The 22332-nt window shown below is 69.8% G+C and carries 26 protein-coding genes; 13 read left to right on the top strand and 13 right to left on the bottom strand.

What is annotated here, in order from left to right; genetic code table 11:
* Positions 1-59 precede the first annotated feature (59 nt).
* The gene (locus tag ACFPZ3_RS60155) at positions 60-332 is read left to right on the top strand and encodes a hypothetical protein (RefSeq protein WP_379523445.1); all 273 of its coding nucleotides are present in this window, start codon (positions 60-62) and stop codon (positions 330-332) included.
* Between the two features lie 55 nt (positions 333-387).
* Here the strand turns inward: ACFPZ3_RS60155 and ACFPZ3_RS60160 are convergent, their stop codons facing one another.
* Positions 388-1200 (bottom strand): alpha/beta hydrolase, encoded by an 813-nt coding sequence (locus ACFPZ3_RS60160; protein WP_379523446.1) that lies wholly within the window; start codon positions 1198-1200, stop codon positions 388-390.
* A gap of 123 nt (positions 1201-1323) precedes the next feature.
* On the opposite strand from ACFPZ3_RS60160, the gene ACFPZ3_RS60165 reads away from it, so the two are divergent.
* Genes ACFPZ3_RS60165 through ACFPZ3_RS60180 form a run of 4 tightly spaced genes read left to right on the top strand, consistent with a single transcriptional unit; the run spans position 1324 to position 3834 of the window.
* Positions 1324-1812 carry a methylated-DNA--[protein]-cysteine S-methyltransferase gene (locus ACFPZ3_RS60165; RefSeq protein ID WP_379523447.1) on the top strand — a complete coding sequence of 163 codons (489 nt, stop codon included), beginning with the start codon at positions 1324-1326 and terminating at the stop codon, positions 1810-1812.
* Entirely contained in the window at positions 1809-2525 is a 717-nt protein-coding gene (locus ACFPZ3_RS60170; protein ID WP_379523448.1) for a 2OG-Fe(II) oxygenase, read from the top strand. The genes ACFPZ3_RS60165 and ACFPZ3_RS60170 overlap by 4 nt, the downstream gene beginning before the upstream one ends.
* Positions 2522-3196: a hypothetical protein gene (locus ACFPZ3_RS60175; protein ID WP_379523449.1), complete on the top strand. Its 675-nt coding sequence runs from the start codon at positions 2522-2524 to the stop codon at positions 3194-3196. The genes ACFPZ3_RS60170 and ACFPZ3_RS60175 overlap by 4 nt, the downstream gene beginning before the upstream one ends.
* A complete protein-coding gene (locus tag ACFPZ3_RS60180; protein ID WP_379523450.1) occupies positions 3154-3834 on the top strand; it encodes an alpha-ketoglutarate-dependent dioxygenase AlkB family protein in 681 nt (226 codons plus the stop codon). Before ACFPZ3_RS60175 ends, ACFPZ3_RS60180 begins: the two co-directional genes overlap by 43 nt.
* Here ACFPZ3_RS60180 and ACFPZ3_RS60185 read toward each other — a convergent pair.
* The 3 genes from ACFPZ3_RS60185 to ACFPZ3_RS60195 are packed head-to-tail and all read right to left on the bottom strand — an operon-like array spanning position 3818 to position 6783.
* Positions 3818-4498 (bottom strand): helix-turn-helix domain-containing protein, encoded by a 681-nt coding sequence (locus tag ACFPZ3_RS60185; RefSeq protein WP_379523451.1) that lies wholly within the window; start codon positions 4496-4498, stop codon positions 3818-3820. The two genes, ACFPZ3_RS60180 and ACFPZ3_RS60185, sit on opposite strands and share 17 nt — an antisense overlap.
* A gap of 19 nt (positions 4499-4517) precedes the next feature.
* Positions 4518-5549 carry an alpha/beta hydrolase gene (locus ACFPZ3_RS60190; protein WP_379523452.1) on the bottom strand — a complete coding sequence of 344 codons (1032 nt, stop codon included), beginning with the start codon at positions 5547-5549 and terminating at the stop codon, positions 4518-4520.
* Positions 5550-5568: 19 nt separating this feature from the next.
* A complete protein-coding gene (locus ACFPZ3_RS60195) occupies positions 5569-6783 on the bottom strand; it encodes an amidohydrolase family protein (RefSeq protein WP_379523453.1) in 1215 nt (404 codons plus the stop codon).
* Between the two features lie 103 nt (positions 6784-6886).
* On the opposite strand from ACFPZ3_RS60195, the gene ACFPZ3_RS60200 reads away from it, so the two are divergent.
* Positions 6887-7363, top strand: a complete 477-nt coding sequence (locus ACFPZ3_RS60200; RefSeq protein ID WP_379523454.1) for an SRPBCC family protein — start codon at positions 6887-6889, stop codon at positions 7361-7363.
* On the opposite strand, the gene ACFPZ3_RS60205 is transcribed toward ACFPZ3_RS60200, so the two are convergent.
* Positions 7330-10479 carry an AfsR/SARP family transcriptional regulator gene (locus ACFPZ3_RS60205; protein WP_379523455.1) on the bottom strand — a complete coding sequence of 1050 codons (3150 nt, stop codon included), beginning with the start codon at positions 10477-10479 and terminating at the stop codon, positions 7330-7332. The genes ACFPZ3_RS60200 and ACFPZ3_RS60205 overlap by 34 nt on opposite strands.
* A 94-nt stretch (positions 10480-10573) precedes the next feature.
* Between ACFPZ3_RS60205 and ACFPZ3_RS60210 the strand changes: the two genes are divergently transcribed.
* A complete protein-coding gene (locus tag ACFPZ3_RS60210; protein ID WP_379523456.1) occupies positions 10574-12067 on the top strand; it encodes an MFS transporter in 1494 nt (497 codons plus the stop codon).
* 4 nt (positions 12068-12071) lie between these two features.
* On the opposite strand, the gene ACFPZ3_RS60215 is transcribed toward ACFPZ3_RS60210, so the two are convergent.
* Positions 12072-12434, bottom strand: coding sequence for a nucleotide pyrophosphohydrolase (locus tag ACFPZ3_RS60215; protein ID WP_379523457.1), 363 nt, complete (start codon positions 12432-12434; stop codon positions 12072-12074).
* A 40-nt stretch (positions 12435-12474) separates the two neighbouring features.
* Between ACFPZ3_RS60215 and ACFPZ3_RS60220 the strand changes: the two genes are divergently transcribed.
* Together ACFPZ3_RS60220 and ACFPZ3_RS60225 are read left to right on the top strand one after the other, a co-directional pair.
* Complete coding sequence (locus tag ACFPZ3_RS60220) at positions 12475-12915, top strand: MarR family winged helix-turn-helix transcriptional regulator (RefSeq protein ID WP_379523458.1); 441 nt, start codon at positions 12475-12477, stop codon at positions 12913-12915.
* A gap of 45 nt (positions 12916-12960) precedes the next feature.
* Positions 12961-13776: an alpha/beta fold hydrolase gene (locus tag ACFPZ3_RS60225; RefSeq protein ID WP_379523459.1), complete on the top strand. Its 816-nt coding sequence runs from the start codon at positions 12961-12963 to the stop codon at positions 13774-13776.
* A gap of 155 nt (positions 13777-13931) precedes the next feature.
* Here the strand turns inward: ACFPZ3_RS60225 and ACFPZ3_RS60230 are convergent, their stop codons facing one another.
* Positions 13932-14684 carry a maleylpyruvate isomerase family mycothiol-dependent enzyme gene (locus tag ACFPZ3_RS60230; RefSeq protein WP_379523460.1) on the bottom strand — a complete coding sequence of 251 codons (753 nt, stop codon included), beginning with the start codon at positions 14682-14684 and terminating at the stop codon, positions 13932-13934.
* A gap of 186 nt (positions 14685-14870) precedes the next feature.
* A complete protein-coding gene (locus ACFPZ3_RS60235) occupies positions 14871-15707 on the bottom strand; it encodes an alpha/beta fold hydrolase (protein ID WP_379523461.1) in 837 nt (278 codons plus the stop codon).
* Positions 15708-15783: 76 nt separating this feature from the next.
* Here ACFPZ3_RS60235 and ACFPZ3_RS60240 point away from each other — a divergent pair, with 76 nt between their 5' ends.
* The 3 genes from ACFPZ3_RS60240 to ACFPZ3_RS60250 all read left to right on the top strand — a co-directional run bounded on the left by ACFPZ3_RS60240 (position 15784) and on the right by ACFPZ3_RS60250 (position 17941).
* On the top strand, positions 15784-16674 hold the full coding sequence (locus ACFPZ3_RS60240) for an AraC family transcriptional regulator (protein ID WP_379523462.1): 891 nt from the start codon (positions 15784-15786) through the stop codon (positions 16672-16674).
* A gap of 242 nt (positions 16675-16916) precedes the next feature.
* The gene (locus ACFPZ3_RS60245) at positions 16917-17474 is read left to right on the top strand and encodes a hypothetical protein (protein WP_379523463.1); all 558 of its coding nucleotides are present in this window, start codon (positions 16917-16919) and stop codon (positions 17472-17474) included.
* A gap of 134 nt (positions 17475-17608) precedes the next feature.
* On the top strand, positions 17609-17941 hold the full coding sequence (locus tag ACFPZ3_RS60250) for a hypothetical protein (protein ID WP_379523464.1): 333 nt from the start codon (positions 17609-17611) through the stop codon (positions 17939-17941).
* Positions 17942-18277: 336 nt separating this feature from the next.
* On the opposite strand, the gene ACFPZ3_RS60255 is transcribed toward ACFPZ3_RS60250, so the two are convergent.
* Together ACFPZ3_RS60255 and ACFPZ3_RS60260 are read right to left on the bottom strand one after the other, a co-directional pair.
* A complete protein-coding gene (locus ACFPZ3_RS60255; RefSeq protein ID WP_379523465.1) occupies positions 18278-18553 on the bottom strand; it encodes a DUF397 domain-containing protein in 276 nt (91 codons plus the stop codon).
* Between the two features lie 30 nt (positions 18554-18583).
* Positions 18584-19444, bottom strand: a complete 861-nt coding sequence (locus ACFPZ3_RS60260; RefSeq protein ID WP_379523466.1) for a helix-turn-helix domain-containing protein — start codon at positions 19442-19444, stop codon at positions 18584-18586.
* A gap of 283 nt (positions 19445-19727) precedes the next feature.
* Here ACFPZ3_RS60260 and ACFPZ3_RS60265 point away from each other — a divergent pair, with 283 nt between their 5' ends.
* Complete coding sequence (locus ACFPZ3_RS60265) at positions 19728-20180, top strand: ATP-binding protein (RefSeq protein ID WP_379523562.1); 453 nt, start codon at positions 19728-19730, stop codon at positions 20178-20180.
* 34 nt (positions 20181-20214) lie between these two features.
* Here ACFPZ3_RS60265 and ACFPZ3_RS60270 read toward each other — a convergent pair whose 3' ends face one another.
* The 3 genes from ACFPZ3_RS60270 to ACFPZ3_RS60280 form a co-directional block, all read right to left on the bottom strand.
* Positions 20215-20592 carry a Scr1 family TA system antitoxin-like transcriptional regulator gene (locus ACFPZ3_RS60270; RefSeq protein ID WP_379523467.1) on the bottom strand — a complete coding sequence of 126 codons (378 nt, stop codon included), beginning with the start codon at positions 20590-20592 and terminating at the stop codon, positions 20215-20217.
* 26 nt (positions 20593-20618) lie between these two features.
* Positions 20619-20942 (bottom strand): DUF6247 family protein, encoded by a 324-nt coding sequence (locus tag ACFPZ3_RS60275; protein ID WP_379523468.1) that lies wholly within the window; start codon positions 20940-20942, stop codon positions 20619-20621.
* A gap of 256 nt (positions 20943-21198) precedes the next feature.
* Positions 21199-22212, bottom strand: coding sequence for a LacI family DNA-binding transcriptional regulator (locus ACFPZ3_RS60280; RefSeq protein ID WP_379523469.1), 1014 nt, complete (start codon positions 22210-22212; stop codon positions 21199-21201).
* Positions 22213-22332 lie beyond the last annotated feature (120 nt).

Consider the following 22332-nt stretch of genomic DNA (forward strand, 5'->3'; position numbering starts at 1 on the left):
ATGCGCGCAGTTCCGGGACGTGGCATCAGATGTCACTCCTGGATACTGTTTAGGAACGGTTGCTGTTCGTGGAGGCGCCGCCGCTCAAGCGGGGCGCCCAGATCAAGATCGTGTGGCGGATGACCGGCGAAGGGCCTCTGCACGTCAAGGCCACGCTCCCGGACGGGACCGCTGCCAAGCGGGCATGGGGCCCAGAGGAGCACGGCGGATCGAGCTGGCAGAAGCCAGGACAGGAGTGGGGCACCGGCTTGGTGTTTCCGAAGCCCGGCTGCTGGAAGGTCGAGCTGACCCGGACACGAGGCTCAGGACACGTCTGGTTGCCGGTGAAGTGAGGGTCCCGGCTCGGGATGGTTGCTCGTGGTGTGAGGGTCCAGGATCGGGAGTAGGTCAGTTGTGGGTCAGGGTGCGGTCGATGAAGGCGGTCACGTCGTCCAGGACCTCCTCCTTGTTGGTCTCGTTGAAGATCTCGTGCCGGGCCCCCGGGTAGATGCGCTCGGTCAGGTCGGTGCCCTTGATGGCTTCGATGCCGACGCGGCTGCCGGGAAGCGGTACGAGCTGGTCGTCCTCCCCGTGCGCCCACAGCGTGGGCAGCGCGCCCAGCGTTCCGGTCTTGGCGATCGTGCCGAGCATGACCGCGAACGCCTCCAGCGTGGCGCGCTTGAACGGCCCATGCCAGACCAGCGGGTCGGCGGCGTACACGGCGCCCACTGACGGGTCGCGGGAGAGCGTGGCCGGGTCGATGGGGGTGTCCGGCGGCTCCTCGTATGTGAGCAGTTCGGGCACGATCGCCCATTCGCCGATCACCGGCCCGGACAGGACGAGGGCGGTCAGACCGGCGTTGTAGCGCTGGCCGTAGCGGGCCGCGATCATGCCGCCCATGGAGTGGCCGATCACCACGACAGGTACGCCCGGGTGCTCGGCCCTGGCGCGTTCCTCGACGGAGTGCACGTCGGTGACCACGTCCTCGAAGTCCTCGACGAGCACCCTGTCGCCCCCCGACCTGCCGTGGCCGATGTGGTCGAGGCCGTAGACGGCGGCGCCGTGGTGGACGAGCCGGTCGGCCACGTACTCGTAGCGGCCGATGTGCTCGCCGTACCCGTGGACCAGGATGGCGAGGTAGCGCGGCCGGTCAAGGCGCCACTCGCGGACCTTGTTGAGGCCCTTGGTGCCGATAAAGGTGTGCTCGCGCGACTCTGCCATGGTGTTCAGTCCTCCGCCCTAATTTGCGGTGAGCGTACGCCGCCCATCGATGATCGTCCAAGAGGGGTGCCGCAATGTCCGAAAACCGCTGACTTTCGTGGGGGCGGCGGTGTTGTAGAAGGTATGGATATCTACACCACGATCGACAGCCCGATGGGCGAGATCCTGCTCGCGGGGGACGGCTCGGTCCTGACCCGCGTGACGTTCGACGTGGCCTCGGCTCAGGCGGGGTGGCGGCGTGAGCCGCTCGCGTTCGCCGAGGCGGAGCGGCAGTTCGGCGAGTACTTCGCCGGCGAGCGCATCGCCTTCGACCTGCCTCTCGGGGCTGGTGGCACCGAGTTCCAGAAGCGGGTGTGGGCGGAGGTGGCCGCCGTACCGTACGGGACCACGACCAGCTACGGCGCGCTCGCCGCGCGCATCGGCGCGCCCGCCGACCGGATCCGCGCGGTCGGCGCGGCCATCGGCGCGAACCCGCTGCTCATCGTCGTGCCCTGCCACCGCGTCATCGGCGCCAACGGCGCTCTGACGGGGTACGCGGGCGGCCTCGAACGCAAGCACGCCCTGCTCACGCTGGAAGGCGCTCTCCAGCCGCAGCTCTGGAGCGTGTCATGACGGTCATGGAGATGGGTGAGCGAGTCGCCGCGCCCGACTGGGGGAAACTGACGGCCGAGCTCGACGCCTACGGGTGCGCGCTGATGCCGCAGGTGCTCACGCCGGAGGAGTGCGGGCAGATCGCCGGCCTGTACGAGGAGGTCGAGTTCTTCCGCGCCACCATCGACATGGAGCGCTACCGGTTCGGGGCCGGACAGTACCGGTACTTCGACCGGCCCCTCCCGTCACTGATCGAGGAGTTGCGGGCGGCGTTCTATCCCCGGCTGCTGCCGATCGCCAGAGACTGGGCGGCCAGGCTGGGGCAGCCCGCGCCGTGGCCGGACGACTTCGGCGAGTGGCTGGACATGTGCCACGCGGCCGGGCAGACCAGGCCGACGCCCATCCTGCTGCGCTACCGGGATAACGACTGGAACGCCCTGCACCGCGACCTGTACGGGGACCTGGTGTTCCCGCTTCAGGTCGTGATCGGGCTCGACCGGCCGGGCGAGGACTACACCGGGGGCGAGTTCCTGCTGGTGGAGCAGCGGCCCCGGGCGCAGTCGCGGGGCACGGTGACGCTGTTGCCGCAGGGCCACGGGCTGATCTTCACCACCCGTGACCGGCCCGTGCGATCCTCGCGCGGCTGGTCGGCCTCGCCCGTGCGGCACGGGGTCAGCACCGTACGCTCCGGGCTGCGGCACACGCTCGGGCTCGTCTTCCACGACGCGAAGTGACGTACACGCTGATCGGCCCCGACGGGCTTCCCTACGTGAGCCCCGTGGCCGGGACGCTGGGCGGGCATCGAGGGGCACGTCTGTACGGCCGCCTCGACTGCCCCTCAGCGCTGCGGGCCATAGCCCGTGGGGGATATATCCGGCACCGGGTCTTCTTCGCCGACGCGGAAACGGCGATCGCGGCGCGCTACCGGCCGTGCGCGACGTGCCTGCCCGACGCCTACCGGTCGTGGCTCGGCAAGCCGACGAAGCCGGAGATGGCGAAGGTGGTCGAGCTCGTACGGGCGCAGCGGGCCCGTACCGTCGTGATCGGGCACGGACGAGGGGCCGAGGCCGTCGCCGAGGCGTTCGCCGAGGCCTGGGAGGGGGAGGTGCTGGCGGTGGTCGCGTGGCCGGAGACGGCGGCTTCCTGGTTGCGGCAGGCCAGGCGGTTCACCCTGGGCGAGCCCGACGCCTGGGTGGTGGCGGGCGGCGCGCGTGGCTGGGCCGGGATGGGTGAGCGGCTGCGGCGGAGCACCGCGTGGGATCCGGAGCGTACGTATGGGTTCGCCGAAACCGCCCAGGCGGTCTCGATGGCACCGGCTGGGACACTGGAGGGCATGCGAGGGGCCGACTATGACGGAAATGTATGGCGAATCGGTCGAAACGTGATATATCGGGAACCGTGGTGATTCCGCTGCCACCGAGAGAGATCGCGCCCGGTGCCGTGCACGTGCCCGGCTGGCTCAGCCTCGACGAGCAGCGCCACCTCGTCCAGGAGTGCCGCGCCTGGGCGACAGGGCCCGTGCCGATCCGGCACACCGTGTTGCCGAGGGGCGGCGTCATGTCGGTCCAGACGGTCTGCCTGGGCTGGCACTGGCAGCCGTACACCTACACTCGCCTGGCCCACGACGTGAACGGCGAGCAGGTGGCGGACTTCCCCGACTGGCTCGGCGAGCTGACCCACCGCGCCCTGACCGCCGCCTACGGCCGGACCACCCACACGGACCCGTACGACACCGCCCTGATCAACTTCTACGACGGACCGGCCAAGATGGGCATGCATCAGGACAAGGACGAGAAGTCCGACGCCCCGGTGGTGTCCCTGAGCATCGGCGACACCTGCCTGTTCCGCTTCGGCAACACCGAGACGCGCGGCCGCCCGTACACCGACCTCCAGCTCGCCTCAGGCGACCTGTTCGTGTTCGGCGGCCCGTCGCGCTACGCCTACCACGGCGTGCCGAAGGTCTACCCGGGCACCGGCGATCCCGCCACCGGGCTGGCCTCCGGCCGCCTCAACCTGACGATGCGCGTCACCGGCCTACGGTGAGGTAGTCGAACTCGGAGTCGGAGAGCGTGCGCCGCAGCGTGCGCATGACCTTGGCCGCGTCGTCCGACGGGCCCTCCATGTAGAAGGGCTTGCCGTCGCGGCCGAACGTGATCGCCGAGCCGCCCTCCCACTTGCCCAGCAGGTCGGCTCCGGGCGCGAAGTCGTCGTGGGGCTCGAAGCCGAGCGTGCGGGCGTAGTCGATCGAGCCGAGCACGAGGTGCCTGGCCAGCTCGATCGGCGCTTCCTGCCAGCCCGCGTACTCGCCGAAGAAGTATTCGCGAAAGCGCACCAGGTCGCGGTCGTTGAGCACGTCGGGGCCGATGGCGTTCTTGATGCCCAGGCAGTAGACGTCGGCGAGGTAGCCGCAGACCGACAGCCGATCCCAGGTGTGCCGGCGGGCGACGAGCACGGACACCATTCCGCCCACGCCGGAGTCGGGGGCTTCGTCCACCCAGCCGCGGGCCGGATCGACGCCGAGCCCCTCGCTCCAGCCCGTGTTGATCCAGCAGCCCGCCACCTCGGCCTCACCGGTCTCCACCGTCTCGGCGGCGATGGCGCGCACCAGCGGCGCGACGACCGACGGCGAGACCTTGAGGGCGCGGGCGATCTCCTTGGGGGACTTGCCCTGCAGGCGCAACTCGCGTACCTGGTCCTTCAGTTCCATTGCGGCAGCCTAGCGCTGACTACGCGAGGCGGTGGGCCAGCCAGGCGAGAGCGAGGGGGTAGCGGTATTCGATGCCGCCGTGACCTGCGTCGAAGAGCTCGAAGAAGACCCGCTCGCCCGGCACGCCCGCCGCCTCCAACGCCCGGTGGAAGGCCACGGCGCCGAAGTCCAGGAAGTATTCGTCGCGGTTGCCGGCGTCCACCCAGATCGCGCGCATCGAGCGCAGCGCCTCGGCGTGGCGGGGCTCCCTGGCCATCACGACGGGGTCGCGGGCCAGCCACCGCCGCCACACCTCGGGCACGACGTCGCCCGTGTCGTCGAACGGCATCCGCACCGTCCCGTCGTCGTCGGCGGAGTACGCGGCGGCGTAGGCGTACATCTCCAGCAGTTCGAGGTCGCCCTCCCTGGTGCCGGCCAGCCGGCCGCGGAAGTCGGCGAGGAACTTGTCGTAGGAGGCGTCGTACATGTCGCGCAGCCTGCGCGCCAGCTCAGGGAACGCGTGCCGCACGCTCACCTCGAACAACGCGTCCCCCGCGTGCGTGGCCAGGGCGCCGAACACCTCGGGCGCCAGCATGGCGGTCACCATGGCCCCGTAGCCGCCGCTGGACTTGCCGGTGACCGCCCGGTGGTCGCGGTCGGCGATCGTGCGGTAGTGGTGGTCCACGTACGGGACGATCTCGTCGCGCAGGTAGGAGTGGTACGGGCCGGTGGCGGGCGAGTCGAGGTATTGGCTGCCGCCGAGCGCGGTCCAGGCGTCCACGTACACGACGATGGCGGGCGGCACCTCGCCGCCGGCGAACACGGCGTCGGCCAGTTCGGGGTACGGCTGGCGGAACGGCGTGCGGTTGAACCACATGGCGACGTGGCCGGTGTAGCCGAGCAGCACGTAGATGGAGGGGTAGCGGCGGCCGGGCTCGTCGTCGTAGCCCGGCGGGACGTACACCACCAGCGGCCTCTCATGCGGATCCCCCAGAGGGTTGCCGCGCAGCAGCGCGCTGTCGACGACGTGGTGATCGAGGCGGCCGGACAACTCGGCTGACCAGGGCAACATGGGATCTCCTTCGGGAAGCTCAGCCGGTCGACGCGGTCACCGTGTCCACGTCTGTCTGGCCGACGGACCGGCCTGAGACCAGCACGAGTGCGAGGTTGCGCAGGTCGGCGATGCGTTCGAGGGGATCGCCCGCGACCGCGATGAGGTCGGCCCTTTTGCCCGGGTCGAGGCTGCCGGTGACCTCGCCCAGCCCGCAGGCGTCGGCGGCCAGCACGGTGGCCAGTTCGACGATCTCCGCGTTGCCGTAGCCGGCCATGGCGAACACTTCCAGGCCCCCGACGTAGCCGTCGGTCGGGTTGTCCACCTCGCCCACCGCGAACCCCGCGTCGGTGCCCGCGATCTGGCGCACGCCCGCCTCCCGCATCGCGGAGATGCAGGTCAGCCAGGCGTCGAGCATCTCCTGCCCGTGCACCTTCCTGATCCGCTCGAACGCGCCGTGCACAGTCGGGCAGACGTAGGTGCCGCTGGCCGCCACCAGGTCGGCGAGCTTCGGGTCGTAGCGGTGGCCGGAGGAGGTGAAGAACGTGCAGTGCTCGATCGTGGTGACGCCGGCCTCGACGGAGCTGCGGATGGCGGCGTGCGCGTGGGCGTGCGCCGCGACGCCCTTGCCGCGCGTGGCGGCCTCCTCGACGACGACGCGGAGCTGCTCGGTGTCGTACTGCTGCGCCCAGCTCGGCGGCGCGCTCGGCGTCATCTGGCCGCCGGAGGCCATCACCTTGAGGCAGTCGGCGCCCGCCCGCAGATTTTCCCTGGCCACGCGGCGGATGGCGGGCTCGTCGTCGGCCTCGCCGCCCATGTACCAGCAGTGGCCGCCGGTGATCGTGATGGGCCTGGTGGCGGCCACGAGGTGCGGGCCGACGGTCAGGCCCTCCTCGATGGCGTCGCGCAGCTCCAGGTCGAGGAAGTTGCGCGCGCCGAGGTCGCGGGCGGTGGTGACGCCGGCGGAGACGAGCTTGCGGGCGTTCTCGGCCATCCGGAGCAGCAGGTGCTGGTCGCTCTCGGAGCTGCGCCGGGTGAGCGGGTCCACCTTGTCGTCGAACCCCAGGTGTACGTGCGCGTCGACCAGCCCCGGCAGCACGGTGTGACCGTCCAGCTCGAGCACGTCGTCCGCCTCCCCCGCGCTGCCGCGCGGCCCCACGGAGACGATCGCCGGCCCGTCGATGAGGATCTCACCGTCCTTGATCACTTCTCCCGGACGGCCGGTGAGCACGTTGGTCGCGCGAATGATCCGCATGGGGCCCAGCCTGCCACGCGCCTGAAGGTCACGAGAAGGGGATCGTAAGCCGGGCCCGGCACCTTTGAGCGCATCGCAGCGCTTCACCCTGGAGGACGGGACGATGCCCCAGACCGCCGAGTACGACCTCATCCGCCTCTACGACGCGCCCCGCGAACTGGTGTGGGCCGCCTGGACCGAGCCCGAGCGGTTCTCCCGCTGGTTCGGGCCCGCCTCTCTCGCGACTCCGGTGGGGCGGATCACCCTCGACGCGCGGGCGGGCGGGCGATGGCGGGTGACGCTGGTGGGCGAGGAGGGGTTCGAGGTGACGATGGAGGGGGCCTACCGGGAGGTGGTGGCCCCCGGGCGGCTGGTCTTCACGACCGGCGACCCCGACCACGCGGGCGATGGGCCCGCGTCCGTCATGACGGTGACGCTTGCCGAGGCGGACGGGAGGACCGAGATGCGCCTGCACTGTTACGCGGTCAACACCGATCGGGAGCAGGCCATGGCGGGCTGGGGCGAGTACGTGGACCGGCTGGGCGAGCACGTGGTGCCGTCACCGGTTCAGAGCAGGTCCTGCGCGTCGGCGAGCTTGTAGGCGCCGCCCTGTGCGTACGCCGCCGCGAACGCCTCCTCCCCGAGCGCCTCGCGCACCCGCTCCGTGACCCGCTCGATGTCCACCAGCTCCGACGGCCCCGGCGGGAGCTGGTGATGCTGCCTGGCCGAGGCCGCCAGCCCCAGCAGTCTGGCCGACCGCTCGGTGGGCCCGCCGGCGGAGGCCGCCCCCTCCACGATGCCCGCCGTCGTCCTGGGGTCGCCGACCTTCAACGCGGCGGCCAGCGCCTCGGTGTGCAGCTCCATGGCCGCGCCCGGGTCACCCCGCAGTTCCATGACGTGGCCCAGCTCGACGAGGGTGTCGGCCAGGTGCAGCGCGGGCTCCACGTCGGGGTCCCGCGACAGCCCGTCGAGCAGGTGGCGCAGGTGCGTCTCGGCCAGATCGAGCCGCCCGGCCCGGCGCGCGGCGTAGGCCAGGCCCATCTCTGCCATGCTCGCGGCCACCATGTACCCCTGGCCGGCGGCCTGCTTCAGCGCCCGTTCGCACAGCTCGATGGCGCGGTCGTAGTGACCGCTCTCCAGTTCGACCCAGCCCAGCCAGGCGATGTGCGTCGCGACCTCGGACCACAGGCCCAGATCCTCGGCCATCAGCAGCCCCTCGCCGAACAACCGCTTGGCCCGCTCGTAGTCGTGCGTCATCTCGGCCACCGACGCCAGCCATTCGGTGGCCCGCAGCAGCCCCCACCGATCCCCCAGCTCGGTGAACAGCCGAGCGCTCTCCCCGCCGATCCGCTCGAGCGCCTCGATGTCCCGCACGGTGAACGCGTCCTTGGCCTGCCTGCTGAGCGCCGCCGCGATCCCCCACCGGTCGCCGACCTCCCTGAAGGCGACCAGCGCCCGCTCCCCCAGAGCCTGCCCGGCCGGCATGTCCTCGACGTGCAGCGCGACGAACAACTCGGCCCTGGCCCGCTCCCCCGGGTCCTGAACGGCCGCCAGCACGGGCTGCCAGTTGGGCTGCTCGCCGAGCGCGAGCGCGAACCCGACCTCCCAGGCCGCCGCCCGGTCCCGCGCCGGCCTTCCTTCCTGTGCGGGGATCGACAGGGCCGCGGCCAGCGAGCGACTGCCCTCGGCCAGCCTGCCGCGCAGGAACCAGTACCAGGCCAGCGCGTTCACCAGCCGCGCCGCCCTGTCCACGTCCTGGTGCGCCACCGCCGTGTCGAGCGCCGCCCGCATGTTGGCGGCCTCCGCGTCCAGGCGCAGCAACCAGTCGCGCTGCTCGTGCCCGTACAGCTCCGGCTCGGCCTGTACGGCCAACGCCAGGTAGTGGCGCAGGTGCGCGAGACGTACCTCATCAAGCTCGCCCACGTCGGACATCCTGGCCAGGCAGTACTCCGACACCGACTCCAGCAGCCGATACCGCACCCCTGCCGGGCCGTCCACGACCACCACCAGCGAGCGGTCGACCAGGCGAGCCAGCAGGTCCAGGACGTCGAGCGCGAGATCGTCGTCCGCCACGCAGACGGACTCGGCGGCCTCCAGCGTGCACCCGTCGGCGTGCACGGCCAGGCGGCGCAGGACGACCCGCTCGTCCTCGGACAGCAGGTCCCAGCTCCAGTCGATCACCGCCGTGAGCGTCTGCTGGCGGGCCGGCGCGCCGCGCTGCCCGGAGGCCAGCAGCCGGAACCTGTCGTCCAGCCGCTCCACCACACCCCGGACGCCGAGCGCTCGCACCCGGGTGGCGGCCAGCTCCAACGCCAGCGGAATGCCGTCGAGCCGCCGGCAGAGCTGCGCGACGGCCTGCGCGTTGCCCGCGTCCAGTGCGAACCCGCGAGCGGAGGCCGCGGCCCTGGTCACGAACAGCCGCACGGCGTCGGAGCGCGCCATGACGGCCAGGTCGGCGCTGCCCGGCACGTCGAGCGGCGGCACGCTCCACAACACCTCTCCCGCCACGGCCAGCGGCTCCCGGCTCGTGGCCAGGACGCGCAGGCCGGGGCAGGCCCGCAGCAGCACCTCGGCCAGCTCCGCGACCGGCTCGACGACGTGCTCGCAGTTGTCCAGGACGAGCAGCATCCGCCTCGCCTTGAGCACACCCGCCAGCCTCAGTGCGACCCCGTTGACGGCCTCCGCAGGGGCGGCATCCTCACGGATGTCCAGCGCCGCCAGGACCGCCTCGGCCGGGGAGCGGGACGCCTGGTCCAGGGCCACCAGCCAGGCGCCGTCCGGGAACCCGTCCACCAGCCGGTTCGCGGCCTCCAGCGCCAGCCGGGTCTTTCCGACCCCGCCGCTCCCGGTGAGCGTCACGAGCCGCTCCTCCCCCATCAGCCGGCACAACTCGGCCAGGGCGTCGTCCCGCCCGATGAGGTTGCTGACGGAGGCCGGCAGGTTGGTCACGGGCCGTTCGGCCGGCACGCTCAGCGCCGGGTCCTGCCCGAGGATCGCCTGGTGCAGCGCCACCAGGTCGGGCCCGGGGTCGAGGCCGAGCTCGTCGGACAGCCGCTCGCGCAACTCGCCGTAACTGGCCAGCGCCTCGCTCTGCCGGCCCGCCCGGTACAGGGCCCGCATGTGGACGGCACGCAGCCGCTCCCTCAGCGGATGCCGGCCCACGAGGTCGCCCAGCTCACCCACGAGCAGCCCGTGCTCGCCCAGTTCCAGCCGCGCCTCGGCGTGCTGCTCCAGCGCCGACAACCGCTGCTCCTCCAGACGGTGTACGGCAGAGCGCGTGTACTCCTCGTCGGCGAAGTCCGCGTACGCCGCCCCCCGCCACAACGCCAGCGCGTCCCCCAGCAGCCCCGCCCTGGTCCTGGGGCTGTCGGCGGTCTCGGCCCGCGCCAGCAGGTCCGCGAAGCGCACGGCGTCCACGGCGCCGTCGTCGGCCCGCAGCAGGTAACCGGGGGCGCGGGAGACGACCAGGTTCTTGCCGCCCGGCTCGGCGTCCTCGAACGCCTTGCGCAGTTGCGAAACGCGCACCTGCAACGCGCCCGCCGGATTGGCCGGCGTCTCCTCGCCCCACAGATCGTCCACCAGCCGGTCCACGGACACCGGATGGCCTTCGTGGACGAGCAGGTCCACCAGGAGCGCCCGGACCTTGAGGCCCGGAATCGTGACACTCTCCCCGGCGTCCGTCCAGACGGCCAACGGCCCCAGCACCCCAAATTTCATGCTCGTCACCTTATGCGCGGCCATAAGCCCACGAGAAGCGCACCTGAAGCGCGTACCCGCACCGTGGAGACGACTCTCGAAGAAAGGGAATGCCATGAACACGACCACGGCCGGGCGACGCGAATGGATCGGCCTGGCGGTCCTGGCCTCTGTGGCCATGCTGCTGTCCATCGACGGCAGCGTCCTCTACCTCGCGCTTCCCCGCCTCAGCGCCGACCTCGGGGCCAGCGGCCCGCAGCAGCTCTGGATCGTGGACGTCTACTCGTTCATGCTGGCGGGCTTCCTGGTGACCATGGGCACGCTCGGGGACAGGATCGGCCGCCGCCGGCTCCTGGTGATCGGGGCGACGGCGTTCGGGGCGGCGTCCGTACTGGCCGCGTACTCGGGGAGCGCCGAAATGTTGATCGCCGCTCGGGCGCTGCTCGGGATCGCGGGGGCCACGCTGATGCCGTCGTCGCTGGCGCTGATCAGGAACATGTTCCGGACGCCGAGCCAGGCGGGCACCGCGATCGGGCTCTGGTACGCCTGCTTCATGCTCGGCATGACGATCGGGCCCCTGGTGGGCGGGCTGCTGCTGGAGCACTTCTGGTGGGGGTCGGCGTTCCTGCTGAGCGTGCCGTTCATGGCAGTGGTCCTGGTCACGGCCCGTACGCTGCTGCCCGAGCACCGCGAGCCCGCCGCCGGCCGCCTCGACCTGCCCGGCGTCGCCCTGTCCCTCGCCACCATCCTGCCCGTCATCTACGGTCTCAAGGAGGTCGCCAGAAGCGGCTGGCACCCGGTGTCCCTGGCGGCGATCGTCGCCGGCCTCACGTTCGGCGCCCTGTTCCTCACCCGCCAACGCCGCCTCACCAGGGCTGCTTCCAGCCCTGTCGTGCCGCTGCTCGACCTGAGCCTCTTCGCCAACCGCGCCTTCTCCACCACGCTCGGCATCATGCTCCTGGGCGGGATCGTCATGGCCGGCACAACACTGATGACCACCCAGTACCTGCAGACCGTCGAGGCGATGTCACCGCTCGAAACCGGGCTGTGGCTGGTCCCCCAGAACCTCGCCATGATCGCCGCCCTCACCCTCGCCCCCGCGATCGCCCGCCGCACCGGCACCGCGTACGTGATGGCCGCCGGCCTGGCGCTGGGCGCGGTGGGCCTGTTCCTGCACACGCAGGTACCGAGCACGGGCGGCACCGGCCTCGTCGTGGCCGGCCTCGTCCTGGCCTCGGGGGGCATCGCGCTGCCGATGGGCGTGGGCAACGGCATCATCATGATGGCCGCCCCGCCGGAGAAGGCGGGTTCTGCGGCGTCGGTGACGGAGACGAGCGGCGAGTTCGGCGTCGCGGTGGGCGTGGCCATGCTGGGCAGCATCGGCACCGCCGTCTACCGGGGGGAGCTTCCCGAACACCTGCAGGTCGAGGCGGCCCGCGAGAGCATCACGGCCGCGCTGACCGCCGCCAAAGACCTGCCCGGCCTGCTCGACCTCGCCCGCGCCGCCTTCACCACCGGCCTCAACACGGTGGCCGCGATCTGCGCCGTCACCTTCCTCGGCCTGGCGACCGCCGCCCTCGTCATCCTCCGGCGCCACAACGCCACATGACGTTTCAAGTCCCAGGCGAGGACGGCGGCGCCTTCCTGGCCGACCCACGGTAAAGATCGGCGTCGTACCGGCGTTCGTTGTCATCCAGCTTGTCCCGCGCCACCTTCACCAGGTCCACCCCCAGCACGTCAGCCAGCCGCACCAGGTAGAGGGTCACATCCCCCAGTTCGGTACGCATCCTGTCCAGCGTCTGCGGATCAGGACTCCTGGACTCCTCCGCGGTGAGCCACTGGAACTCCGCCACCAGCTCCCCGACCTCACCCGCCAAGGCCATCGCGAGGTTCTTCGGCGTGTGGAACTGCTCCCACTCCCTGACCCGCGCGAACTCCCGCAGCCGCTCGGCAAGACACTCCAACTCGGTCGTCACGCCACCCGACCTTATCGACCGCGCCGGTATGTTGCTGAGGGTGAATGGGGTCGAACTGTTCCTGCTGGGCCGGACGCTGATGAAGATCGGCGAAGAGGCGATGCCGACCGAGGGGATCGGCGAGCAGTCCACGAGTGTACGTACCGTCATGATCGTCGTGAGCGACCTGCGCGCCCACCCCGACACCACGGTCGGCGAGATCGCCAGCCGCACGGGCCTGCCGCAGAGCGCAGTCTCCGCCGCCATCGCCCGCCTGCGCACGGCGGGCGCGGTGACGGCCGAAACCGATCCCAGGGATCGCCGGCGCACGATCATCCGGGAGACCCCGGAGGTGTCGGAGCGCGTGACGCGGGTCCGCGACACCCCGATCGACGCGGCGCTGGCCACCGCCCTGGGCACGGAGGACTCGGAGCGCGTACGCAGAGCCGTTGCGGCCCTGGAGGAACTGGCGGACCAGCTCATCCCCAACCTCCGCAAATAACCCATCAAACTTGATGCATCAAATTTGATGGGTTATGGTGGTCGCATGACCAAGAGCACCTTGCGCGTACAGAACGCCGACCTCTACTACGAAACGCGCGGCACCGGCCCGCTCCTGCTGATCTCGGAGAGCGGTGAGGGCGACGCGGGCCGAAGCATCGACCTGGTGACCCACCTCGCCGACGACCACACCGTGATCACCTACGACCGACGCGGCCTGAGCCGCAGCACCATCGACGCCTCCAGCGCCGGCGTGACCGTCCGGCAGCACGCCGACGACGTGCACCGGCTCCTGGCGCACCTCACCGACGAGCCCGTCCTCATGCTGGGCCAGAGCCTGGGCGCCTCCATCGGCCTCCACCTGGCCGCCCACCACCCCGAGCAGCTCAGCCTGCTCATCGCCCACGAGCCGGTCTCCCCCTGGCTGCTGCCGAAGCCCGACCAGGCCGAGCACCGCACCGAACTGGCCGAGGTCCGCGACCTCTACCTCGAAGCCGGTCTCCCGCCGGCCCTCAAGGAGATCGCACGCAGCCTCGGCATCACCGGCGGCGAAACCGAACCCGACCTGACCCCGCAACCCATGACCGCCCAGCGCCAGACCAACTTCGACTTCTTCATCCGGTACGACTTCCTCGCCGTCATCGATGACGATCTCGACCTGTCCTCCTGCCGGACCCGCATCATCCCCGCCACCGGCCTGACCACGCCACGCACGGTCTTCGACCACCGGTGCGCGGTCGAACTGGCCAAGCTCCTGGGCACCGATCTGGCCGAGTTCCCCGGCGGCCACAACGGCAACACCAGCCATCCGCACGCGTACGCCACCCGCCTACGGGACCTCCTCCGCACCGCCATCGCGTAGCCGCCATCGCATAGCCGTCACCGCATAGCCGCCATCGCGTAGCCGTCACCGCTTAGCCGTCACCGCTTAGCCGTCACCGCTTAGCCGTCACCGCTTAGCCGTCACCGCGTAGCCGTCACCGCGCCTCGCCGCGTACGAGATCGCCTCTCATCGCGTCATTGGGTCGCGTCCTTCAGCAACCCACGCAGCCGCTCGACGACCTCAGCGGCACCGGAGAAGCTCAGCGACCCACCATCCCCGCGCCCCCACAACCACAGCAGCACATCCTGAGGCTCCCCGGAGACCGACGCCTCCCCCTGGCCGGCCTCACCACCGGCCACGATCTCGACCCCCGGGGCAGCGGGCCGCACCAGCCACCGCCCCTCACCCGCGATGATCGACACCGACCACCCAGCCGCGCCGGTGAGATTCTCACCGAAGTCCTCCGGCCACTTGCTCGTGGCATAGGCGAGGAAGGTCACGAGAACCTCGTCGATGCCGTCCAGGGCCAGGTCATCGGGGATCGCCATGATCGGCTCACCAGCCGCCAGCTCGGCGTCCACCCGATGCACAACCGTCTCCAGCGCCATCCTCCGCACCCAGAAGCCAACCGTCTGATCCGGTTCGTACCAGGTCAGGGCGGTCTCCCCGGGCTTGCGGGAGGCGAACTCCCGGTGCAAGACGCCCAGGCAACGATCGAAGTATGCGGCGGGCTCGCTCGGCTCGGGCTCGGGCGGCCACGGCCTGGGCCACGCACCGAGGCGCATCGTCTCGGCCTTGTGCAGGAACACCGCACTGACATGGAGCAGCAGGTCAGCCGCCGTCCAACCGGGGCAGGACGGCACGGCCGCGGCCAGGTCACGGACGGCGGCCTCCCGCAGCCGCGCGCAATCGCGATCGAGCAGCTCCAGATACCTGGGGAAGTCCATGCATCAATTCAAACACATGATCGAGTACTCCGGCCGATGAACTTGGCGAGGTTGGCACGAAAACCCGGGTCCTGCACCATCGGGCCGAACCAGTGCTCGACCTGCGCCGCCAGTCCGAGGAAACCCGCTGTGTCCTGCTCACACGCGAGTCTGACGATCATATGAGGAGTGTCGCAGAGTTCTCGTTCAGTCCGCCCGCACCGCGTGGCTCGCGGTGAAGGCCAGCAGAAGTGCGGCGGTCCGCGGAGGATCCTCCAGAAGGGGCGAATGTCCGAGACCGGGCAGCAACTCGACTTTCGCGCCCGGCACGGCGCGGTAGTCGGCGGCGGAGGAGGACCGCCATCTCCGGTCGTCCTCACCGAAGATCACCAGCAGCGGCTTGCCGAGGACCGTCAGCCGATCCGGGAGCGACCGCTGCTCCAGGTAACCGGTGGACCCCTGCATCGTCGCGATGAGCGTGTGGTAGGTCATGGCGCGCACCTCGTCCAGGAGCTCTTGTGGGATCTGGTAGCCCACGCGGCTGAAACCGGTGCTCGCGAACTCGCGGAGTTGCTCGTCGGTCGGCGGCCACTGCGCAGGGTCGATCGCGGCCGACGTCGGCGCGATGAAGGCGTTCAGGCTGGGTCCTGTGTTGATGAGCGCGAGGGCGGTCACCAGGTCGGGTCGCTGTTCGGCGAGAGCCGTGGCACTGTAGCCGCCGCTGGAATGACCGGCCACGATGGCGTGCTCGACGCCCAGCCGGTCCAGTGCCATGCCGATACGGCGCGCCTGGTCCGGAATCGCGTAGCTGCTGTCGGACGGTTTGCCCGACAGGCCGTGCCCGAGCAGGTCGATCCGGATGACGTGATGGGATCCGGTCAGCAGCGGGACCAGCGGGTCCCACGAGCGGGCCGAGGAGGCGGAACCGTGGATGAGCAGGAGTGCGGGGGCGTCGCGGGGGCCGTCCTGGCAGAGGTAAATGTCGCCGTCGTCCAGGGCCAGGGTCGAGCTTTCGGTAGCTGGTCCGCTGTCAGAAAGGGTCATGAGGCCACTGTCGCCGCCGACGCGCGCCGACGGATTGAACGAATGTTCCCGCAGGCGGCTCGCGTAGCATGGGGCCGTGCGGACGTTCGTACACGGTGCGGCTTTGTGGGACGTCGCAAACCCGCAGCGGCCCAGCCGGGTGGCCGGTGTCACCATGGCCGGGTTCCGCGTCCGTGACCTGGACGCGCTCCGGATGGTCCCGCACCCGGCCGTGACGCTGCTTCTGGAGTTCGGCACCGGTTCGCCCGTCATGGACCATGCCGCCGGGCAGCAGCGGGGAAGTGTCGTCGCCTGGCCCGGGGCCGGGTCCGGAGGCGCGCTCTGGGCGCGCGGCAAGAACGTCGAGTGCGTGCAGGTGCGCCTGTCCCCGGTGATCGCACGCGCCGTTCTGGGCGTCTCCCCCGCCGAACTCGACGGCGCGGTGGTGGCCCTGGACGACCTGTGGGGCCGGGAGACGTCACGGATCCGTGAGCGGCTGAGCGAGGTCTCCTCGTGGCAGGACCGCTTCGCGCTGACGGACGCGCTGCTCGCCCGCCGGTTCGAGGCGGGGCCGCCGGTGGACCCGGAGGTGGCCTGGGCGTGGGATCGGATCGCCGGCGGCCACGGCCTGGTCCGGGTCGACGGGCTGGCGGCCGAGGTCGGGTGGAGTCGTAAGCGCCTGTGGTCCCGGTTCCGCTCGCAACTCGGCCTGCCGCCCAAGCGCGCCGCGACGCTGGTCCGCTTCGACCATGCCGCCCACCGCCTGGTCGCGGGTGAGGGCGCGGCCCGGGTCGCGGCCGACACCGGCTACGCCGACCAGTCCCACCTGCATCGGGAGGTGATGGCGTTCACCGGAGCGACCCCCGCTACCGTGGCCGGTGAGCCGTTTCTGGCGGTCGACGACATCGCCTGGCCCGGCCACGAAACACCCGCCAGGCGCTCATCTCTCCCGGCATCTCGGCCTGAGGTGAGACGGCTACCGCGCTGATGGAGTCCCCCAGCAACCGGGAAGAGTCTCGCATGTCGAGAAGAGAACGGAAGACCAGGGGCGCGCCTCCGTAGCGGCGCGATCCCATCGGTACGCACTGCGATGACCTCGAAGTTTGCGGCCCCCTGCCCCCTGCCACGATCAGCCATGGCGCTGCGGCAGGCGGCTGCGGCGCCGCCGAATTGGCCGGGCAGCGGTGCGGTTGGTTTCCGGACGGCCTCCGGCTCGACTAGAAAGAGCCGATGGACGACTTATTCAGCGCCTGGTCGATCGTGGCCGTTCCGGCCGTGCCGCTCCTCGCCGCCCTCCTCGCCGCCAGGAGCAGCACGGTGCTGTTCGTCACCGCGTTCTCGGCCGGCCCGATCATCACAGTGCTCGGTCTCGTCGGCGGAGCTCAGGCGCTGGCCATCTCCCGCGCAACGGAGGAGGACTGGCCCAACCTTCAGGCCGCAGAAAGCTTTCTCGCCGTGGCTGACACGGTGATCAAGGGTTACACCTGGGTGTTCGGCGCGCTCACCCTGGCCCTCGCCGTCATGGTCTGGCGCATCAGACGGTACGGCGTGACCGAGTCGTCCGCGGCCGCGGCGTTCGTCCTTGTCCTGCCGTACTTCTTAGTGCTGTTGTTCGCGTGCATCTGGACGCCGTTCCGGCTCGGCGACAGCGATGAGGCAGTCCTGGAGGTGGTGATCGAGGGCCCGCACTGGTACTTGCCGAGCGTGGTCGCCGTCGGCCTGGCGTCCGTGGCACTCATGATCACCGGACTCGCCCGGCTCACCCGCGATCAAAGACAGGTGCCATGAAGGATCGCGCCGTACGCCACTCGGTAGCGTGATCGCGGGATGGGCGGTGCTCGTGGTCGCCGCCGCCTGGCAGTGACCTTCCCTGCGCCCGAAAAGGCGTGGCGTTGGCATTACCAGCCAATTACTCTTCGCATATGAACAAGCACAAAGGGTTCGGGCCGGTGACGCTCGCCGCCCCGCTGGTCGCCCTCCTGCTGGCCGCGCCGTCCGCACAGGCGGCCACGGGCTCCTACACCTACGTCACCACTTCCGGCGGGCCGGAGTTCAAGGTCGAGAATCCGGTCAGCGACACCTGCCTGCCGCTGGGCGATGGTGCGGTCCGCTTCTCGAACGACACCACCGACACCGCGTTCCTGTACACCACCGCCGACTGCTCCGATGGCTGGCATCTGGTCGGGGTCGGGGCCACCTGGGACGCTCCCACTGGCGTGCAGGCTCAGGCCGTTCGGCTCGGATCGACACAGTAGGCCGACGCGGCGCCTGCCGGGCTTCTCGGTACGGGCTCGTTAGACATCCTCCCCCGCCTGAAGTGAAGGCGGGGGATTCCTTCCTCCGAGGCCACCATCATCGCTGTAGCTGTCTCACTTCCGGCCGGGATGCCGGGACAAGTGAGGCTTGTCGGTGTTTCGTGGACGGGCCATGCGATGTCGTCAACCGCCAGAAGACGGCTCGTCGCTGTCGTGGGCCTCCAGGTCCTTGGCAGCCACCCAGCGCACCTCCTGGGCCTCGGGCGATTCCGGGACGACGTCGCCATCAGTAACCTGGGCTCGCAGACAGATTTGATCGGCTGCCTAAGGCCCCAGTCAGGCGGCAGAAGCCGTCCCAAGTTCCTTGATCATGGCCGAGGAGTCGAAGCGTCCCTCTCGCACGCCTTCGCAGAAGGCGTCCCACTCCGGGACGGTGTACACGGCCGGCGGGCGGTCCTGGTTCTTGCTGTCCCGGACGAGGACGACGAACTCCTCCTCCGCCTTGTTGGCCACTCCAGCGTCGCGGCCACGCACCACAGCGACCTCGACGCACTGGCCACCGTTGTTGCCGCTCTGGGCGCTCTTACGCCAGATCGCAGCGCTCAGGTCCACGGTTACTTCTCCCTCGTTGCTGAGGCGCTGTCACGTTAATTCTGTGACGATCGAGCGAAACATGGCGATCGTCTCTCTCGGGCCGAGCGCGCGGGCACGCAGATCGTCAAACATCACCTTATATCGCTCCACCTCATGCGTCTTCTGCGTGTATATGCCCCCGATTTGCTGTTCCAGGTACACCTTGTCGGGGTCGTGCGGAGTTGGAAACTCCAAGATCGTGAATGAGCCGTGCATGGCGCTGTGTTCGCCGGCCTTGAACGGCAGCACCTGGACGGTGACGTTGCGGAGCTGCGCGACCTCAATCAGGCGTTCGACCTGTTCGCGCATGACGTCCGGCCCGCCCACCATGCGACGAATAACGCCCTCGTTCAAGATCAGCCAGAGGTTGAGAGGATTGGCTCCGGAGAGCCGCACCTGACGGCTCTTACGCACCTTGAGCTGGTTCTCTATCTCCTCATCGGGGCCGCGATCGGGCGTGGTCATCATGATCGCTCGTGCGTAACGCTCGGTCTGCATGATGCCGGGAACGAGCTCGGAGTCGTACCCCAGGTGACGTGATGCCGACGCCTCCAGCACCACATAGACCTGGAACCACTCAGGGATCGCCCCCGAGTATTGGTGCCACCAGTCAGGCTCGCCGGCCAGGCGGCCAAGCTCGGTGATCACTTCGGCCTGCGCGCTCTCCGTCCCGTACAGGGACAGCAGTCGCTTGATGTCGCGCTGGAGGACCCGGCTCTTGTCGTTCTCGATCCGGTAGAGCTTGCTTTCGGCCCAGCCCATCTGTTCGGCCACGGCCTCCTGGCTCATGCCTGCTTTCTCGCGCTGGTTTCGAAGCTCGCTCGCCAAGCGCGTGCTCGCCACGGTCGGTATGTGCTTGCCGCGGGCCACGTCCTTGCTCCCTCTCTCCAGGCCACAGCTTGATGGCTTTTAAATGAATGGTTGCATTTAAAGGTATTCACGTGAACACTACCACTCATACACCCCGCGCCCCAGAGACACGGCGCCATCAGGGATCTCCGTCAGCACACGCGAAGGAAGGGACCAGCATGGTCATCTTCGGTCACAAACAGCGAGATCGCCACGACTCTGCGTCATCGCTGGCACATACGACGACGCGCTTCCACTGCGCCCCTTCACCGGCCATCTGCGTGTTGCGGGGAGCGGAGTCGTGATGGAGCAGTTCCTCGCAGAGCTGGTGTTTCCGGGTGTCGCTTCTTCGGTCACGGTGGCTCGCCACTGCGTCGGCCGTGTTCTGAAATGCGCTGGACATCAGGACGTGGACAACGTGCTGATCGTAGTTAGCGAACTGGTCGGAAACGCCGTGCTCCATACCGACTCGCGCTTGTCCGGCGGCCTGGTCACGGTGGATGTCAGTGCGCTCGACGAGTCCACCGCGCGTATCACGGTCATCGATCAGGGATCCGTGACCGTTCCTCGCCTGCGCGAGTTCAGCGACACGGCGTGCGCAGGCCGGGGGCTGAGCATCGTCGAACAGCTGTCGGCCTTCTGGGGCGTACGCGAGGACGCCCTCGGCGGCAGGGCGGTCTGGGCGGAAGTCCACACAACCAAAGACACGCTGCCTGAGGACGCGATGAGTGTGCCCGCAGGCGTGGCAGAGGCATGATGAGCTGGGCCTGATGCGTACGTCGGGCCCGAGCCTATTCATCCAGGGCTGCGAGCGCGGACCTGATCAGAGTCCGTGCCGACTTGCCGTATACGGCGAGTCCGGCCAGGTCCGTGAACGCTCCCGCGTACATGCCGATCTCGTGCGGCCGCGTCACGGTGAGGTGGCCGGAGACGAGTTCGACGGTCACCTCGGCGTCGTCGAACATGAAGAACCCCTCGGTCGGCCAGATCGTGGACCGGTCGGCGCCGAGGGGGATGATGCCGAGGGAGATCGAGGGCAGCACGCTCACGCTCAGCAGGTGGCCGAGCTGGGTGCGCCGGAGGCGCCAAAGAAGGACGCCTGAGCCCTCCCGCGCGAAGCGCCCCTGCGAAGCCCCTTCGGGGCGGGGTTTGGGTGAGCGCCGGCCCACCTACCCGGACCCTTCGATGGTGGAGCCTAGGAGATTCGAACTCCTGACTTCCTGCCTGCAACGTCCCACTCCGGCGGGGTGTAGGGAGTGAACGTCTCCGTACGCTTCTGGAGAGCGTCCTGGACGGCCTCCTCGTAGCCCGGGCGGGCGTAAGCGATCGCACGCAGGCGCCACTGACGCAACAGCGTCTGCACCTGCTTGAAGCGGGCCAAGTCGTGCGCGGCCTCCAAAGCCTCGTCGTACTCCGCCCGGAACCGGGCACGGTACGGCGGCGGAAGCGCCTCGAAGATCGCCGCCGGATCCTCACCTGGATCACGGGGCACAACGGGCTCCACAGGCTGAGCGGTCATACCGAGCAACCTATCTTCCCGAGCATGACCTGCGCGTAAGTGAGGCGTCTGAGCGAAGCGAAGTCCTCCGGGGGTCGAAGCTCCGGCCCGACTGGAGGAAACGCCTGAGCCCCACGCGCGAAGCGCCTGACCGCGAAGACCGTTGTGCGCCGAAGGCGCACCAGGAGGGACAGCCCGAGCGACAGCGAGGACCGCTCGGGGCGGGCGTCCATGGTTTACCACCCAGACGGGCAACGGGTGGGTGGCTGCGGGGAACCTACTGGTCGTAGCGGGCGGTGCTCTCTCTGACGATCAGTTCCGTGGCCAGTTCGACCCGTTTCGTCTCTGGGACCTCCCCGTGCCCCATCGCCAGCACCGTACGGGTGGCCAGGGCGGCCATCTCCTGGAGTGGCTGGCGTACCGTCGTCAGCGGCGGCCAGGCCGACTTCGCCAGCGGCAGGTCGTCGAATCCCACCACGCTCAGATCCTCGGGAACCCGCAGTCCCCGCTGCCGGGCCGCTTCGAAGACGCCGAAGGCCATGAGGTCGCTGCCCGCGAAGATGGCCGTGGGCGGGTTGGCGAGGGACAGCAGGGCGTGGCCCTGGTCGTGGCCGGAGTCCACGAGGAACGTGCCGCGCCTGATGAGGTCGGGGGCCACGGGAAGGCCGGCCGTCTCCAGGGCGGCGCGGTAGCCGTCTATCCGCGCCTGGCTGCACAACATGTCCGAGGGGCCGCTGATCATGCCGATGCGGCGGTGGCCGAGTTCGAGGAGGTGGCGGGTGGCGGCCAGGCCGCCGTTCCAGTTGGTGGCGCCCACCGAGACGACGCCGGGGGCGGGCTCGCCCTCGGGGTCCACGACGGCGAACGGGAGCGAGCGGGCGCTGAGCTGGGCCTGGATGCCGGTCGACAGGCGTGAGGCCACTATGACGACCCCGTCCGTACGCCGGGCGGCCAGGCGTTCCAGCCAGTCGCGGCCTGGACCCGCGTGCGTGTGCAGGACCGAGATGACGACGCTGGCGCCCGCCTCGTGGGCCGCGCCCTCCGCCCCTCGGACGATTTCCATGGCCCAGGGCGACTCGATCTCCGCGAAGACCAGGTCCACCAGCCCCGCCGGGGTGTCGTCCTGGCTGATGCGCCGCTGGTAGCCGTGCTCCTGCAGCAGCCGTTCGACCTTGTGACGGGTCGCCGGAGCGACCTCTGGGCGCCCGTTGATGACCTTCGAGACCGTCGGGATGGAGACCCCGGCCTCCTCCGCGATCAGTGCGATCGTCACCCGTCTCTTCGCTGACACAAATCGGGAGTGTATCCGAAAGTTTCGGTTTGGGATCGCTCCCGGCCGAGGTGTTGACGCTTTACACGGCGTTTACCTACGATCGCGTCATCGAAATTATCGGGGGTTTAACGAAACTTT

This window comes from Nonomuraea insulae, assembly GCF_042656245.1.

Coding starts and splice junctions, on each gene's coding strand:
- ACFPZ3_RS60190 (WP_379523452.1), bottom strand. CDS start 5,549: ATGTTGCCCTGGTCAGCCGAGTTGTCCGGCCGCCTCGATCACCACGTC.
- ACFPZ3_RS60180 (WP_379523450.1), top strand. CDS start 3,154: ATGGCGAATCGGTCGAAACGTGATATATCGGGAACCGTGGTGATTCCG.
- ACFPZ3_RS60210 (WP_379523456.1), top strand. CDS start 10,574: ATGAACACGACCACGGCCGGGCGACGCGAATGGATCGGCCTGGCGGTC.
- ACFPZ3_RS60200 (WP_379523454.1), top strand. CDS start 6,887: ATGCCCCAGACCGCCGAGTACGACCTCATCCGCCTCTACGACGCGCCC.
- ACFPZ3_RS60265 (WP_379523562.1), top strand. CDS start 19,728: ATGGAGCAGTTCCTCGCAGAGCTGGTGTTTCCGGGTGTCGCTTCTTCG.
- ACFPZ3_RS60170 (WP_379523448.1), top strand. CDS start 1,809: ATGACGGTCATGGAGATGGGTGAGCGAGTCGCCGCGCCCGACTGGGGG.
- ACFPZ3_RS60185 (WP_379523451.1), bottom strand. CDS start 4,498: ATGGAACTGAAGGACCAGGTACGCGAGTTGCGCCTGCAGGGCAAGTCC.
- ACFPZ3_RS60250 (WP_379523464.1), top strand. CDS start 17,609: ATGAACAAGCACAAAGGGTTCGGGCCGGTGACGCTCGCCGCCCCGCTG.
- ACFPZ3_RS60275 (WP_379523468.1), bottom strand. CDS start 20,942: ATGACCGCTCAGCCTGTGGAGCCCGTTGTGCCCCGTGATCCAGGTGAG.
- ACFPZ3_RS60205 (WP_379523455.1), bottom strand. CDS start 10,479: ATGAAATTTGGGGTGCTGGGGCCGTTGGCCGTCTGGACGGACGCCGGG.
- ACFPZ3_RS60235 (WP_379523461.1), bottom strand. CDS start 15,707: ATGACCCTTTCTGACAGCGGACCAGCTACCGAAAGCTCGACCCTGGCC.
- ACFPZ3_RS60195 (WP_379523453.1), bottom strand. CDS start 6,783: ATGCGGATCATTCGCGCGACCAACGTGCTCACCGGCCGTCCGGGAGAA.
- ACFPZ3_RS60165 (WP_379523447.1), top strand. CDS start 1,324: ATGGATATCTACACCACGATCGACAGCCCGATGGGCGAGATCCTGCTC.
- ACFPZ3_RS60230 (WP_379523460.1), bottom strand. CDS start 14,684: ATGGACTTCCCCAGGTATCTGGAGCTGCTCGATCGCGATTGCGCGCGG.
- ACFPZ3_RS60245 (WP_379523463.1), top strand. CDS start 16,917: ATGGACGACTTATTCAGCGCCTGGTCGATCGTGGCCGTTCCGGCCGTG.
- ACFPZ3_RS60160 (WP_379523446.1), bottom strand. CDS start 1,200: ATGGCAGAGTCGCGCGAGCACACCTTTATCGGCACCAAGGGCCTCAAC.
- ACFPZ3_RS60225 (WP_379523459.1), top strand. CDS start 12,961: ATGACCAAGAGCACCTTGCGCGTACAGAACGCCGACCTCTACTACGAA.